The sequence below is a fragment of the Leptolyngbya sp. ST-U4 genome (assembly GCF_039962215.1).
In the GTDB taxonomy this organism is placed as follows: Bacteria; Cyanobacteriota; Cyanobacteriia; order Elainellales; family Elainellaceae; genus Leptolyngbya_A.
The window spans coordinates 1-14,970 of sequence record NZ_JAMPKZ010000023.1; the positions used below are offsets into that span (position 1 = coordinate 1).

A 14,970-nucleotide genomic window follows, 5' to 3' on the forward strand; every position below is an offset into this window, starting at 1 on the left:
CGAAGAACATTCTGCTGAACGAGGGCATCCGGGCTTGGATGGCACCTCAGGATCAGCCGCACGAACAATTTGTATTCCCCGAAGAGGTACTGCCCCGTGGTAACGCTCTCTAACCCGATAATCATCTGGTAATCAAGGGAATAAGTGTTGAGTTAGCTCCTGCCTTCGGGTAGGAGCTTTTTGCTGAAATTTTCACACAATCGATTTCCCTGTGCTAATGTAGTTGATAGGTGGTAACACCGAGCTTAAAGCTCTAACTTCTCAACAACCGTTTAGGGAATAAGGAGGTGATGCCCATGCAAGATAGTAGTAAACGCCTGGGTCATCAGGTTAAGACAAGCTGGCTGCGCGCCGGAGCTGTTCTCTAAGAATCAGGTAACTTCCTGAAGCTTAGTTTCAAGAGCGCACACTGATTGGAGTTCCTTCCGGCAGTTCGCTTTTAACCTATGACCCGCTACACCGCTCTCACTTTCAGCAATGAGAAAGATCCGAAAGGAAATTTTGAACCTGCTATCTAGTGAGAGCGGATAGTTTTTTGGGAACTTTTTTTTGAGGGGCTTTGTCTATCCCTTAGCGGCACTGATGTTTGCAGATAACATGTTTGCAAATCGCAAGATGAATTGTCCGATCGATCGAACTGTCACACGAGAGATTCAATTCATTCATCAGGTCAGCTAACTTTAGTGGGTAAAGCAACATTAGGTCTGAGATTTTTGCAAACCTTAATCTGGTTGCAACGAGTCTCACGTTCATTAAGGTTGTGATGTGTGCCGCCTCTGTTTAAGAACTAGCTGTTTAAGAGCAGAGAGAATAGGCGAATAGCTGAATCGATTCAACCGTGATACGATATCAGTGTTTGGCTTACGAGAAGTAAGATTCTAAAGCCAATGTTTCGGTTGGGTAAGACGTTGTCCATTGGGCGAAGTAATGTTAAACGGGCGATGTCCGCAATTGCTGCTTGAACCCAGAATCCGCCGTGATTAATACGGAGGGGTACGTCAAAATGATAGGTGTGGAATCTAAAGTCACTTTAGGTTTAGGTGTGAGGACTCAAACAATGCTATCCAAAGTTCTAAAGCTGAACTATCTTGTTGCTACGCCTGCTTTTCTGGGCGCGGCCCTTCTAGTTTCGTCTTCTGCTTATGCGGCAGAATCCCAGGCTGGTGCTGATGCGCTGTTGAATACTGCTTCGGCTGCTAGCACGACACTACAAATTGATGCGACGGCTCCTATTGCTGCCGCTCCGACTGCTGAAGCTTCGGTTACTGAAACTCCGGTTGCTGAAGTTGCTCCGGTTGCTGAAACTCCGGTTGCTGAAGTTGCTCCTGCTGAACCTCTCCAGATTGCTCAAGCTGCTCCGGTTGCTGCTTCTGCTGAAACCAGTGTTGCATCGCTGGATGAGATCGTTCAGTACGGTAACGAAGTTTCTACAACTCAGGCTCAAGTTACGTCTATTTCTCAGCTCTCTGATGTTCAACCGACTGATTGGGCATTCCAGGCTCTCCAGTCTCTAGTCGAGCGTTACGGCTGTATTGCAGGTTATCCCGATGGAACCTACAGAGGTCAGCGTGCTCTGACCCGTTTTGAGTTTGCTGCTGGTTTAAACGCCTGTCTGGATCGCATCAGCGAGTTAATTGCCTCCAGTACGGCTGACCTCGCAACTAAGGAAGACCTGGCAACCCTGCGTCGCCTGCAGGACGAGTTCCAGGCTGAGCTGTCTACCCTTCGTGGTCGCGTGGATGCGCTGGAATCGCGTACTTCTGAGCTGGAAGCAAATCAGTTCTCGACCACGACAAAGCTGAACGGTGAAGTTATCTTTGCGGCTGCTGTGCCCATCGACTACGACGATGAAGAGTTCGATGATCAGGCAAATGCTGGTTATCGAGTTCGCTTGAACTTTGATACTAGTTTTACAGGCGAAGACTTGCTGCGGACTCGTCTGCAAGCTCGTGACTTCTCAAGCTACGATTCCCTTCAGGCTGGTCTAGGCGACTTAAACTGGTCGTTTGGTAGTGGTACAGAAGGTGAAGACAATGACATCGTGCTGAACCAGTTGTTCTATCAGTTTCCGCTGGGCGATCGCCTTACGGTGCTGTTGGGCGCTAACGCAACCAGTGACTCTGACTATGTAACCAGCACGATCAGCCCATTTGATAGCAGTGGTTCTGGTTCGTTGACCAACTTTGGTGCACCGCGCCAGTACGCTCTGGTCACAGGTGGTACAGGTCTTGGCTTGTTCTTTGAACTGAGTGAGAACTTGTCCTTGGATTTGAGCTACGCGGCTGACGAAGCTGAAGATTCTGAATCCGGTGCAGGTCTGTTCAACGGCGATGGCTCTTTCATGGGTCAGCTGACCTTCCTGAGCGATTTCGTTGACCTGGGTTTGATGTATGCCAACACCTACTTGGGTGAAGGTTTCGGCTTCCTCAATGCAGACCGTCCTGAAGTGGCAAACGTCTACGGAGCACAGGTTAACTTCAAGTTTGGTGACTTTGAACTGGGCGGCGGTGTTGCCTATGCGCCGATTCGCGCTATCAATCGCGGTGATTATGATGTGTGGAGCTACCAGGGCACTCTGGCAATTCGTGACTTGGGCGGTCGCGGCAACCTGCTGGGTATTCTGGCTGGTGCACCCCTTTATGCAGGAGGTTTCGGAGACGGTACTTTCGGAACTCTGTCGGATGTTCGCAATCAGGATACTCCGTTTGCTGTGGAAGGCTTCTATCGCTTCCGTCTCAACAGCAACATTGCGATCACGCCCGGTATCGTTTGGTTGACCAACCCGGGTAACGATGATGACAACAGCGATTCGATCGCAGGGGTTGTTAGAACCACGTTCACCTTCTAGATTGCGAGTGACGGGACTGAGACGGAGATAGCAAAATTTCTTTCCTGTCCCTACTCTAAATTGATCGGCTCAAGCTTCTTAACGAGGCTTGGGCTTTTTAATTTGGGAGCAATTTTGTAGAGGCTATTTCATTAACATCTTGTGCGTTCTTCCTAATAAGGCCTTTACGGAACTGCGGCGCAGCTTCAGAAGATGAGTGTTCTGCGATCGCTCTACATCAAACGATTGCTAAATTAATTGGGGCGTTTCCTCTAACTCTACAAACCCGACTGGAGAACCGGGATATACTGGAGAGGAACCCCTCTCAATGTTTGCCGTGGAACTCTCTTGTAAAAGTGAATATGCCCTGTTGGCACTTCTGGAGCTTACTGCACATTACAGCAGCGGTGAACCGCTTCAAATTCGACAGATTGCTGCTGAGCAGAATATCCCCGATCGCTATCTAGAGCAGCTTCTAGCGGTTTTAAGACGTGCAAATCTGGTTCGCAGTCAGCGAGGCGCACGAGGAGGATATCTGCTTGCGCGTGAGCCTTGGAAGATTACTTTACTTGAGGTTGTGAACTGTATCGAAGGAATTGATACTCATGATGCTGAGTTAACCCGTGAGCCTAAATCTGTTGAAGGAATGGTGATTCGAGAAGTTTGGCATGAAGCAGGTCAAGCAGCTTATGCTGTGCTGCAAAAGTACACTCTACAGGACATTGCCGAGAAACGAGACTCTAGGCGGCAGCTTGACTTTATGTACTATATCTAGTTAATGTCTGCTAACTTCTAGTTGTCCGGGTTTAAGGCGAGTTGATGATAAAGCAATCGATAACTCAAGCTGTGAATAGAGCATGCTAGCTTTAGCAGCTACTGGGCATGTTTCTGGTTTTTCGCTCCTACCGTTGCTATCCCACGAAATTTATGCGTATCGCTAAGAATATTACAGAGTTGATTGGTCGAACTCCGCTGGTTCAGTTAAACCGCATTCCGCAGGATGAGGGCTGTGTTGCACAAATTGTGGTGAAACTGGAGGGAATGAACCCTTCTGCCTCAGTCAAAGATCGCATTGGCATTAGCATGATCGAGGCGGCAGAGCGGGAGAATTTAATTAAGCCGGGGAAAACGGTTTTAGTGGAGCCGACCTCAGGCAATACTGGAATCGCGCTGGCAATGGCAGCCGCTGCAAAAGGGTATCGGTTGATCCTGACTATGCCGGAGACGATGAGCTCGGAGCGACGAGCAATGCTGCGGGCATATGGGGCAGAGCTGGAGCTAACTCCAGGAATTGAGGGTATGGCAGGCTGTATTCAGCGGGCACAGCAAATCGTTCATTCGATGCCAGATGCTTACATGCTGCAACAGTTTAGCAATCCGGCAAACCCAGAAATTCATCGCAATACGACTGCACTGGAGATTTGGGAAGACACGGACGGGCAAGTTGATTTTTTGGTTGCAGGGGTAGGAACTGGAGGAACGATTACTGGGGTTTCGGAAGTGCTGAAGCAGAAGAAGCCTTCGTTTCAGACGATCGCCGTAGAGCCACAGAATAGTCCTATTCTCTCAGGCGGCAGACCGGGTCCCCATAAAATTCAGGGGATTGGTGCAGGCTTTATTCCCCAAGTGCTTCGGACAGACCTGATTGATGAAGTTATCACAATCGGCGATGAGGAAGCGATCGCTTATGGACGGCGAATGGCAAGAGAAGAAGGGCTCTTGTCGGGCATTTCTAGCGGGGCAGCCCTTGCCGCAGCGATTAAAATTGGCTGTCGTCCTGAGAACGCAGGCAAGCTGATTGTGATGGTACAGCCCAGCTTTGGCGAACGCTATCTTAGTACTCCGCTCTTCCAGGACCCGGAACTCGCTGCGGCTGGGAAGGTGGGGTAAAACAAAAACATCTGCCCTGTGTCTGAATTGATTGCTGCCGCTTTCTGAAGGGGGAATCGTTCCTTGGGAAGCGTTAACGGGGTGCAGCGAATCGATAAAATGAGGATATGGCAGAGGTTAATCACTACGACACGCTTGAGCTGAGCCCCTTGGCAAGTCAGGCAGAAATTAAGCAAGCTTATCGTCGGCTGGCAAAACAATTTCATCCCGATACGAATCCTGATGCTTCAGGGCACGATCGGATCGCTAAAATTAACGCCGCCTATGAAGTGTTGAGCGATCCCCGCCAGCGGCAGTCTTACGATCGCCACCTTTCCTATGGGCAGGCAGTTCATTTTGATCCCCATGCTGAGACTCAGCGGCACCAGCGGGCTGCTGCTGCTCAACGGGAGTATCAGAAGCGACAGACCGGACGAGATAGCGATGCTGAACTGCAACTTTGGCTCAAGCGGGTTTATCAGCCTGTGAACCGGATGCTGAATCGGATTTTGAGTTCGCTTCAGGATCAGATTGATGACCTGGCAGCCGATCCGTTTGATGATGAATTGCTGGAGGAATTTCAGGATTATCTGGAGAACTGCCGCCAAGAATTGCAGCAGGCACAGCGATTGTTTCGTTCTCTGCCGAATCCGCCTAATGTGGCAGGGGTAGCAGCGCACCTTTATTACTGCCTCAATCAGGTGGGAGACGGTCTAGACGAACTGGAGCGATTTATCTCCAGCTACGACGACCACTATCTGCACACTGGGCAGGAGCTATTTCGGATTGCAAAAGGGCTAAAGCGAGAGGCACAGACGGCGGTTCGAGAAGTGACTCGCTGAGACGGAAAACTCGACCTCTCGTTATCCTAGCAATCTCGTTACAATGGAGTTTTGGATTCTTCGGGTTAACCGCCCGCACCCTTGCCATGCCCTTACCTGTTGTTGCTGTGATTGGTCGCCCAAATGTGGGCAAATCAACGATCGTGAACCGTCTGACGGGCGCGATGGATGCGATCGTCCATGATGAACCTGGCGTAACCCGTGATCGGACCTATCGCCCTGCCTTTTGGAACGATCGTGAATTTCTGGTGGTAGATACGGGCGGACTCGTGTTTGACGATGACACTGAATTTCTGCCGCTGATTCGGGAACAGGCAGAAGCTGCCCTGACCGAAGCCAGTGCTGCCATTTTTGTAGTCGATGGACAAGCGGGCTTAACTGCGGCGGATGAGTCGATCGCGGACTGGTTGCGGCAGCAGTCGGTTCCGGTTTTGCTGACGGTGAATAAATGTGAGTCAGTCGAACAAGGGCTGGCACAGGCGGCAGAGTTTTGGGCATTGGGGCTGGGCGAACCCTTTCCGGTATCGGGCATTCATGGCAACGGCACGGGCGAACTGCTGGATAGCCTGCTGCCCTATTTGCCTCCGAAGGATGAACTGGAAGAGGAAGCAGAAATCCGGGTGGCGATCGTTGGTCGTCCAAATGTGGGCAAGTCGAGTTTGCTGAATGCATTTGTGGGTGAAAATCGGGCAATTGTCAGTCCGATCTCTGGCACAACGCGGGATGCGATCGATATGGTTGTAGAGCGGGGCGGAAAACGCTATCGCTTGATTGACACCGCAGGCATTCGTAAAAAGAAGAACGTTGATTACGGTCCTGAATTTTTTGGGATTAACCGATCGTTCAAAGCGATTCGACGGGCAGATGTCGTGCTGCTCGTGATTGATGCGCTGGACGGTGTGACCGAGCAAGATCAGAAGCTCGCTGGACGGATCGAAGAAGAAGGACGCGCCTGCATTCTGGTGGTGAACAAATGGGACGCGATCGAAAAAGATTCCCACACGATCTATGAATACGATCGGCAAATTAAAGAGCGGCTGCACTTTCTGGAGTGGGCAGAAATAATCTTCGTTAGTGCCCAGAGCGGACAGCGCGTAGAGAAAATTTTAGAGCTGGTGAATACCGCAGCCGAGCAGCACCAGCGGCGGGTCAGTACGTCTGTGATTAACGAAGTGCTAGAAGAAGCACTACGTTGGCATACCCCTCCGACCACGCGCCAGGGCAAACAGGGCAGAATTTATTACGGCACGCAGGTGAGTAGCCAACCGCCCTCGATCGCCCTATTTGTCAACGACCCTAAGCTGTTTAATGAAAACTATCGCCGCTATGTTGAACGGCAGTTTCGGCAGCAGTTGGGCTTTACAGGCTCTCCGATTCGGCTGTTTTGGCGCGGTAAGAAGGTGCGAGAAGTCGAGCGGAACACGGCGAACCGAGCTACGAGAGTTTAACGATTTTCTGAACGCAAAGCTGAAGCTATGGATTTACTTCGATCGCTGCCCATCGGACTCTATCTGGAACAGCCGATCACCTGGCTTCACCGCATTGATGCCAGAGTTAAGCTAGGGTGGCTGCTCACTCTCATGCTGACTCCGATATCGGCAAACCCGTGGTGGCGGCTTTCGCTGGTAGGCTGGCTGCTGCTGTTTACGCTGGCAACCCGGCTGCCCTTTCGCGTCTGGAAGCGGCAAATTGGACTTGTGCTGTTTTTTAGTGTGCTGCTGTTTGCAGTAACGTTATTTGCGCCCGACGGATTGACCGTTCCCAATCAAAATCGGTTGCCTGCTGATGGACTGCCTCAGCCTGCGGGCAATGCGGCTTCTGGTGCTGCCCAGACTGTTCCTCGCGTCGATCCGCTGCCTCAGCCGACCGATTATCGGTATGTGCTGTTTGAGCGGGGCAATATTCGCGTGACGCGACGATCGGTTGAACTGGCGGTGCGCGTTGGGACGTTTATGTTTGTCCTGATTTACAGTACGAATCTTTATCTGCTGACTACTGCGCCGGAAGAGATTACAGCGGGACTGGAAGATTTGATGCAGCCCTTGCGTCGCTTTAATGTCCCTGTTACCGAAATTGTGCTGACGCTGACGCTCTCACTGCGGTTTATTCCGCTGGTGCTGGAGGAAGTGCAAAACCTGGTGCGATCGATTCGAACCAGAGCCATTAATTGGAAAAAGCTCGGTTTTCGGGGTTCGACTCAGGTTTGGACGACGGTTGCCGAAAAGCTGGTAGATAACTTGCTGGTTCGTGCCGAACAAATTGCCAGTGCGATGCAGGTGCGGGGGTTTACTTCGCCCGATCGCCATCAGGTGCAGTGGCATCAGTTTAAGCTGGGCAGTTTAGACTGGCTCGCCTTGGGTGGCATTGTCGTGTTCTGGATTGCTCGATTTGCGATCGGCAGTTAGCCGTTTTTACTGTTGTTCATTCCTTTTATTTTTTCACTCTTATTTAGGGTTAAAACCTTGAAGCAGAGCCCTGCCTCTACAGCTTGAGGGATAGAAATTTATCCAGAAGAAGGACTGGATTGCTGTAGCGGGATAGCACATTTTCACATAAAGTTAATGAATAAATGTTGGAAGCTCTTTTCTGTAAAGGGTAGTATTCACCTTGCCAACTTTTGCATTTTCTTTTGTATTTTGTAGACTTCCTGTTTATCTGCTAAATCCTATACAGCAATGCCCGATTCTGCCAGTTCCCAATCTTTTGAAAATCGGATGAGCAGTGAAACTTACTTGAATCATCCAACCTTCGGCTTGCTGTTTCGCATCTGTGTAATTGATGACAATCGGGAACTGTTTTCAACGCTTTATGCCCAACGTCTATTTTTTCTGGTTGCCACTACAGCTCAGGGCATTCAATTTGAGCCGCTTGGTCGGAGCGATGCCCGAATTTTAGTAGAAGGACGACTGCGCGAACTGCGCCGAACAGGACAATCCGGCGAACACAGCAAAGTGCAAGCTATTCATCAACAAACGTTTCAATAGTGTCTTCTAATCCACCCGTGAACTCTATTGCAGCTCGGCTTACCGAGATTCGTCAGACCCTTCCTGCAAACGTTCGATTGATTGCCGTGACAAAGCAGGTTTCGATCGCTGCAATCCGGCAGGCGTATGAAGCAGGGGTGCGAGATTTTGGAGAAAGCCGGATTCAGGAAGCCGCATCCAAAAAGGCAGCCCTTCAGGATTTGCCCGGCGTGACCTGGCATTTAATTGGACATCTCCAAGCTAATAAAGCTGCCAAAGCGCTACAGCAGTTTCAGTGGATTCATTCGATCGATAGTTTGAAGCTGGCTCAGCGGCTTGATCAGCTTGCGGCAGAACAACAGGCTGTGCTGCCTAAAGTTTGTCTGCAAGTCAAGCTGCTGCCTGATCCCAGCAAATTTGGCTGGACTGTTTCAGAATTGTTGGCAGACCTGCCTCAGCTTGATCAGTGCCGTCACCTGGAGATTCAGGGGCTAATGGTCATTCCGCCTTATGGGCTGCAGGCCGCCGAAACCCAGGCAGTCTTCGATCGCGCTCGTGAACTGGCAGAGCGAATCAGGCAGCAAGGCTGGTCTCACCTGCAAATGAAGGAACTGTCGATGGGGATGTCGGACGATTACCCTCTGGCAATTCAGGCGGGATCAACCATGATCCGATTGGGAAAAACCCTATTTGGCGATCGAGCATCTCAGACGAAAACGGAGCCTTCTGCATCAATCTGATTGCGGTTCCCACCTAGAGTAGGATGTTATCTTTACCAGAGTTTAAGATTTATCGGAGGAGTGCAGTCTATCGGGCGGAACAGAGTATTATATTTCTCGATTCGGTGGCATTCGACGGCTTGGCTCTCTCCTGTAGGCTTGAGTGCTGAGTTTAACGGCTAAAAAAGACGGCTCCTTGGCTTTGGCTAATAAATTTTTCCAACTCCGTGATCGTTTGAGTCAAAATAGGCTAAACTCTACGGGTGGAGTACCAAGCAGGCTAAAAAAGCAAGAGAACGCTATGAATGGTAATAGATAGATGGTGTTAGTTAGTGATCTGGGGTCAATTTGAAGTGGTCGGTGAAGGTTGTCTAGCCGTCTCCCCCGGGAGAACTGCGAGGCGATCGTTTGAACAGGAGTTTTAACAAAAGCCGGACTGTAAGTGCGATGATTTGCGATCGATACTGGCAGTTCACTAACAATGGGCAATTGCTGATCACTCACCGTTTGTTCTAGATCTCTGAGGTTTCTTAAGAATTCCTTTTGATTTTGAGGATTTGATTTGACGGTCAAATGTTTTATATTGAACCTTGCTTAGCAACAAGTGAATCTGGGAGTTATCCCGATTGATTTAGCGATTTACTGAAAGTGTCGTCATCCGTAAGCAAGCGGTTCTAATTCACGATTGGGACAAGTTAAGGATCAGATTTTGCCCTCCTAGGGAAATAACCTCACGCTCCAAGCCTTCTGACGTTCAATGATGTCTAATTGCTTACTTCTTACATGATTTGATGAATCACTTAATTCAGTATTCTAGCCGGGCAATATTTGTGATAAATATAATCAAGTTTTTGATTGCTCTTGACTTGAGCCAGTCAACTGGAAACGTTTTCAAGTTCAACCCAAGGAATTCATTGACTTATTCTGAAGCGTATGGTTAGTTGTTTCTAGCAAAGTAGTATGAATAAGGTTCAATCAGGTTTTGCTTCCCTGGAATTTGGCAGCTAGTTTCAAAAATTAGGTTATACTGTTGACTCAAATTGGATAAAAAGGTGACTTAAGTAAATGAGAATTGCTAGGTAAAGTCAATTGAGAAATTCCAATGAGAAATTCCAAGAAGCTGATTCGTTAGCAAGTTTTCATTAAGATTAATACTGCCTGTCACTTATTATTTTGATTTGTCATTCATTGGGCTGTGAGTGGCGTTAACTAAATTAGTTTTTTCTGTGAGTAGTCTGGGGCTCGATTGTTCAAGTTCTTAATAAGGCAACTTAAATTTTTGCCCTTTTTTAAGCTAAAACTCTAGTTGTGATGGAGAGTGGACAGTGAATAGCATCTTCGCAAAGCTGAAGGATTTTGTAGGGTTGAATGAGCCGAGTGATGAGTATGACTATGAGTACACCGAGGTAGAAGGCGAAGAATACCGTAACCTTTATCAGGAAGAGCATCCTCAGCCTGTCCAGGAAGAAGAACCGAGACGGCGGCGAATTCGTGAACGTCTATCTAATGAAGGAGTTAGTTCTGCCATGAGTAACGTGATTGGAATGCCCGGTGCAACGAACGGAATGTCTGAGGTAGTGGTAATGGAGCCGCGCACGTTTGAGGAAATGCCTCAGGCAATTCGGGCACTGCGCGAGCGCAAATCGGTGGTGCTGAATCTGGCGATCATGGACCCCGATCAGGCACAGCGGGCAGTCGATTTTGTTGCAGGCGGAACCTACGCGATCGACGGTCATCAAGAGCGAATTGGCGAAAGCATTTTTCTGTTTACGCCGAATTGTGTTCAGGTGAGCACGCAGGTCGGCGGCACGAATGATCTGACCGGAGGAATGCCTCAACCTCGCGCTGCCCGCCCGATGGCTCCCACGCCTGCCTGGACGACTGAGCAGGTTCGCATGGCATAGGTTCCACTGTTGCAACAGACGGTATTTAGCCAGACGAGAGAAGGTGGGATAATTTTTCTGACCTGTTATAAACGTTAGAGGCATCCAATTGTCTGTTCAATTTGGTATTATTGGCGGCGGGGTAATGGGGGAAGCCTTGTTATCCCGTCTTTTAGTGCAAAAACTTTATCAGCCCTCCGCAGTGCTGGTGAGTGAACCGCAGCCGCAGCGTCGCGAGTTTCTTCAAACAAAGTATGGTGTGGGGGTAACTGCCGACAATCAGTCGATCGTCGATGCTGCCTCGATCATTCTGCTGGCGATCAAGCCCCAAGTATTTGAAACCGTTACCGCTAGCCTGAAGCCGTCGCCGCAGCCACAGGTGATTTTGTCGATTCTGGCAGGGGTTCCGCTTACCCGTCTGGAAACGGCCTTTCCTAGGCAACCTGTGATTCGTGCCATGCCGAACACCCCTGCAACAGTCGGCATGGGCATGACGGCGATCGCTGGTGGAGAACATACCCAGCCTGCTCACCTTCAGCAAGCCAGACAAATTTTTGCTGCAGTCGGCGAAGTCGTAGAAGTGCCAGAGTCGCTGATGGATGCCGTAACGGGATTGTCTGGATCGGGTCCGGGCTATGTGGCGGTGATGATTGAAGCTTTGATTGACGGAGGCGTTGCGGTCGGGTTGCCGCGATCGATCGCGACTCAGCTGGCAATTCAAACCGTACGCGGAACAACAGAGCTACTGCAAACCACAGGGATGCATCCGGCAGAACTGAAGGATCAGGTCACTAGTCCGGGCGGTACGACGATCGCGGGTATTGCTCAGCTTGAACAGGCGGGCATTCGTTCGGCTTTGATTGAGGCGGTGCGGGCTGCCTGTCGCCGATCGCAAGAGTTAGGGCAGTAATTGAGCTGCTTGAATTCCCGATTTGTGTAATTTTATCGATCGCCCTCTGTACAACTTCTGCTGCATCAGCGAAAAAGAAAATAGCGGGTTCCCTCGCTTACGGTTGACCTGCTTTGATTTGTGTGTTTGGCAAATATGCTGTTGATGCAGAGGAACAAGCGATGGACATTTTGCATTTGCTCATCAAGCTGATCATTGCGATCGGCTGTGCGGCAGCGGCAGATCTGCTGCTTCCCCGACGGATTCCAGGTGGGTTAGCAGGGCTGATCTTGGTTGGGTTGGCTGGGGTTTGGCTGGGAGAGCGTGGATTTGCGCTGCTGCGGCAGCAGTTTGGAATTAATTTTGACTTTCTTTACTGGCAGATTGAGGGGGTTTTGATTATTCCGGCGATCGTGGGTTCGGCGATCGTGCTGTATGTCGTGACAGCGTTTATTCGATGGGCGAGGTATAGCAGCTAGAGGGGGTGGATGGGTAATAGGTGAGGGAGTGTCGCGGGTAGGTGTAGGAGTGTGAAGAGTGGCTGGATTTTGGGCGGGGTAACGAGGTGGGGGCTTATCGTTAAATAGAGATAGAGCAGGTCAAGATTCACTGCAATATCCTGACCGTTTTTCCTGACCATTGTTCTCCTGTTCCTCGTTCTTCTGTAACGCTATGGCATTCGATAAGTTTTCTGGTGATTCGTCCTTTGCTAGCCCGCGATCGCTGCCGAGGTTAAGCCTGCTGACGATGTTTCGGCTGGGCTTATTTCAGATGGGGCTGGGGATCATGTCTCTGCTGACGCTGGGGGTGCTGAACCGGGTCATGATCAAAGAGCTGGCGATTCCGGCGACGATTGTGGCGGGGACAATCGCAATGAATCAATTTGTGTCTCCGGTGCGGGTGCTGTTTGGGCAGATGTCGGATGCCAAGCCGATCGGGGGGTATCATCGAACGGGCTATGTCTGGATTGGGGCAACTCTGTTTGCGATCGCTTCGTTTCTGGCGGTGCAGGTAGTCTGGCAATTAGGAGCGAGTCTTCAGGCGGTGGGCTGGAGTGGAATGACGATCGCCTGGGTCGGGCTGCTGGCTCTGGTGTTTGCGCTGTACGGGGTGGCGATTAGCTTTAGTTCAACGCCCTTTGCCGCACTGCTAGTCGATATCTCAGACGAAGATAACCGATCGAAGCTGGTCGGTGTGGTCTGGTCGATGCTGATGGTAGGCATTATCATCGGGGCGATTATTACGGCGCGGCTGCTGCGGACGATCGATCTAGACACGCCGCTTGATGTAGTGCAGGCGGCAATCAATCGTATTTTTTTGGTAGTGCCTGCGATCGTAGTGGGACTGGCAGTGGTGGCGACGGTGGGTGTGGAACGCAAGTATTCTCGCTATGGAATTCGATCGGCAATGGTCGATCGCGAAGATCAGATTACGCTGGGGCGTGCTCTCAAGGTGTTAACTGCCAGCCGTCAGACCGGGCTATTTTTTGTGTTTTTGCTGATGATGACCCTCAGCCTGTTCTTTCAGGAACCTGTGCTGGAGCCTTACGGGGGGGAAGTGTTTGGGATGTCGATCGCCCAGACCACGCAGCTCAATGCCTTTTGGGGACTGGGAACGCTGTTTGGGCTGAGCCTGACCGGATTTTTCATCGTGCCCCGCTTGGGGAAACAGCAAACAACGCGGATTGGCTGTGGACTGGTGGCAGCTTCGTTTGTGCTGCTGATTTTGGCGGGCTTCACGACTAACCCCGGAATGCTGAAGGGAACGCTACTGCTGTTTGGGTTGGCTTCAGGGGTCACGACGACGGGCGCGCTGAGCCTGATGCTGGATCTGACGGCGGCGGAAACGGCGGGAACCTTTATCGGAGCCTGGGGGCTGTCGCAGGCACTTGCCAGAGCGACGGCAACGGTGGCAGGTGGAGCTGTGCTCGACATCGGACGATCGCTGTTTGGTGTACCGATGCTGGCGTACGGATTGGTGTTTCTCATGCCTGTGCTGGGAATGGGCGTGGCAATCGTTCTCCTGAACCGAGTGGACGTGAAAGAATTTCAAACCGAAGCGCGATCGGCGGTTGCGCGGGTGCTGGAAACGGAGCTGGATTCATGAACTGGGAACAGATTGTCGCCGTTGCTGAAGCGACCACGGCAGAAATTGGATCAAAGCTGTTGCAGGATTTCGGGCGGATCGGGGCACAGGAAAAAAGCGACGGCAGTTTGGTGACGCAAGCCGATCGTTGGGCAGATAAGGCACTGAGAGAGGCACTTCAGCAAGCTTTTCCTGATCATGGCGTTTTGAGCGAAGAAGTTGAGCATCGGTTGCCGGATCGGGATTGGTGCTGGGTGATTGACCCGATCGATGGCACAACGAACTTCACACGCGGCATTCCCCTTTGGGCGATCTCGCTCGGTTTGCTCTACAAAGGCACGCCCGTCTTTGGGCACGTTTATGTCCCGACGCTGCGCGATGCGTTTCACGGGTTCTGGTATGGCGATTCGGGACTGACGGGTCCAGCGGGAGCCTATTTGAACCATCAGCCGATTCATGCCAGCGCAGCCGATCCGTCTGGGAATCAGTTCTTTAGCCTCTGTGCCCGTAGTACAGCGGTGCTGCAACAGCCCATGCCCTGCAAAATTCGCATGTTGGGCGTCGCAAGCTATAATCTGCTCACCGTTGCCACCGGAGTGACGCTGGGCGGCGTGGAAGCGACTCCTAAAATCTGGGATATTGCCGCAGTATGGGCGATCGTTCAGGCAGCGGGTGGCGTGTGGGTTCCGCTTCAGTCTGCTCCGATCTTCCCGCTTCGGGTAGGGCAGGACTACAGCCAGCAATCCTATCCCACGCTGGTTGTCAGCCGATCCGACTTAAAGCTGGTTTTTCTGCCGCTCGTGCAGTTTTTAAGCAAGGATTCATAGCGGATGTTTGAATCACGATTGCTTAGCCAAACCGCTTTCCTCAGAGGTCTTAGCGGGCAATGTAAA

General features: G+C 50.9%; 13 protein-coding genes and 1 pseudogene. All 14 read left to right on the forward strand.

Features of this window, described 5'->3' with window-relative positions; genetic code table 11:
• Positions 1–113: pseudogene (locus NDA02_RS22005) on the forward strand (photosystem II D2 protein (photosystem q(a) protein)); the annotation flags it as partial.
• A gap of 944 nt (positions 114–1,057) precedes the next feature.
• Positions 1,058–2,848 carry an iron uptake porin gene (locus NDA02_RS22010; RefSeq protein WP_190793112.1) on the forward strand — a complete coding sequence of 597 codons (1,791 nt, stop codon included), beginning with the start codon at positions 1,058–1,060 and terminating at the stop codon, positions 2,846–2,848.
• Between the two features lie 316 nt (positions 2,849–3,164).
• The gene (locus tag NDA02_RS22015) at positions 3,165–3,602 is read left to right on the forward strand and encodes an Rrf2 family transcriptional regulator (protein ID WP_190793111.1); all 438 of its coding nucleotides are present in this window, start codon (positions 3,165–3,167) and stop codon (positions 3,600–3,602) included.
• Between the two features lie 152 nt (positions 3,603–3,754).
• Positions 3,755–4,717 (forward strand): cysteine synthase A, encoded by a 963-nt coding sequence (gene cysK / locus NDA02_RS22020; RefSeq protein WP_348255900.1) that lies wholly within the window; start codon positions 3,755–3,757, stop codon positions 4,715–4,717.
• Positions 4,718–4,824: 107 nt separating this feature from the next.
• On the forward strand, positions 4,825–5,538 hold the full coding sequence (locus tag NDA02_RS22025; protein ID WP_190789716.1) for a DnaJ domain-containing protein: 714 nt from the start codon (positions 4,825–4,827) through the stop codon (positions 5,536–5,538).
• A gap of 86 nt (positions 5,539–5,624) precedes the next feature.
• The gene (gene der, locus NDA02_RS22030; protein ID WP_190789717.1) at positions 5,625–6,986 is read left to right on the forward strand and encodes a ribosome biogenesis GTPase Der; all 1,362 of its coding nucleotides are present in this window, start codon (positions 5,625–5,627) and stop codon (positions 6,984–6,986) included.
• Between the two features lie 27 nt (positions 6,987–7,013).
• Positions 7,014–7,943 carry an energy-coupling factor transporter transmembrane protein EcfT gene (locus NDA02_RS22035; protein WP_190789718.1) on the forward strand — a complete coding sequence of 310 codons (930 nt, stop codon included), beginning with the start codon at positions 7,014–7,016 and terminating at the stop codon, positions 7,941–7,943.
• A 309-nt stretch (positions 7,944–8,252) separates the two neighbouring features.
• Complete coding sequence (gene pipX, locus NDA02_RS22040; RefSeq protein ID WP_190789720.1) at positions 8,253–8,522, forward strand: transcriptional coactivator PipX; 270 nt, start codon at positions 8,253–8,255, stop codon at positions 8,520–8,522.
• 17 nt (positions 8,523–8,539) lie between these two features.
• Entirely contained in the window at positions 8,540–9,241 is a 702-nt protein-coding gene (locus tag NDA02_RS22045; RefSeq protein WP_190789719.1) for a YggS family pyridoxal phosphate-dependent enzyme, read from the forward strand.
• Positions 9,242–10,545: 1,304 nt separating this feature from the next.
• Positions 10,546–11,124: a cell division protein SepF gene (locus tag NDA02_RS22050; protein WP_190791579.1), complete on the forward strand. Its 579-nt coding sequence runs from the start codon at positions 10,546–10,548 to the stop codon at positions 11,122–11,124.
• An 88-nt stretch (positions 11,125–11,212) separates the two neighbouring features.
• On the forward strand, positions 11,213–12,013 hold the full coding sequence (gene proC / locus NDA02_RS22055; protein ID WP_190791578.1) for a pyrroline-5-carboxylate reductase: 801 nt from the start codon (positions 11,213–11,215) through the stop codon (positions 12,011–12,013).
• Between the two features lie 161 nt (positions 12,014–12,174).
• Positions 12,175–12,471, forward strand: a complete 297-nt coding sequence (locus NDA02_RS22060; protein ID WP_190791577.1) for a hypothetical protein — start codon at positions 12,175–12,177, stop codon at positions 12,469–12,471.
• 193 nt (positions 12,472–12,664) lie between these two features.
• On the forward strand, positions 12,665–14,098 hold the full coding sequence (locus NDA02_RS22065) for a BCD family MFS transporter (protein WP_190791576.1): 1,434 nt from the start codon (positions 12,665–12,667) through the stop codon (positions 14,096–14,098).
• A complete protein-coding gene (locus NDA02_RS22070) occupies positions 14,095–14,904 on the forward strand; it encodes an inositol monophosphatase family protein (RefSeq protein WP_190791575.1) in 810 nt (269 codons plus the stop codon). The genes NDA02_RS22065 and NDA02_RS22070 overlap by 4 nt, the downstream gene beginning before the upstream one ends.
• Positions 14,905–14,970 lie beyond the last annotated feature (66 nt).

Bases quoted from the DNA above. Each gene is read 5' to 3' on its own strand.
- NDA02_RS22060 (WP_190791577.1), top strand. From the start codon at position 12,175: ATGGACATTTTGCATTTGCTCATCAAGCTGATCATTGCGATCGGCTGT.
- pipX (WP_190789720.1), top strand. From the start codon at position 8,253: ATGAGCAGTGAAACTTACTTGAATCATCCAACCTTCGGCTTGCTGTTT.
- NDA02_RS22010 (WP_190793112.1), top strand. From the start codon at position 1,058: ATGCTATCCAAAGTTCTAAAGCTGAACTATCTTGTTGCTACGCCTGCT.
- NDA02_RS22070 (WP_190791575.1), top strand. From the start codon at position 14,095: ATGAACTGGGAACAGATTGTCGCCGTTGCTGAAGCGACCACGGCAGAA.
- cysK (WP_348255900.1), top strand. From the start codon at position 3,755: ATGCGTATCGCTAAGAATATTACAGAGTTGATTGGTCGAACTCCGCTG.
- NDA02_RS22065 (WP_190791576.1), top strand. From the start codon at position 12,665: ATGGCATTCGATAAGTTTTCTGGTGATTCGTCCTTTGCTAGCCCGCGA.
- der (WP_190789717.1), top strand. From the start codon at position 5,625: ATGCCCTTACCTGTTGTTGCTGTGATTGGTCGCCCAAATGTGGGCAAA.
- NDA02_RS22035 (WP_190789718.1), top strand. From the start codon at position 7,014: ATGGATTTACTTCGATCGCTGCCCATCGGACTCTATCTGGAACAGCCG.
- NDA02_RS22025 (WP_190789716.1), top strand. From the start codon at position 4,825: ATGGCAGAGGTTAATCACTACGACACGCTTGAGCTGAGCCCCTTGGCA.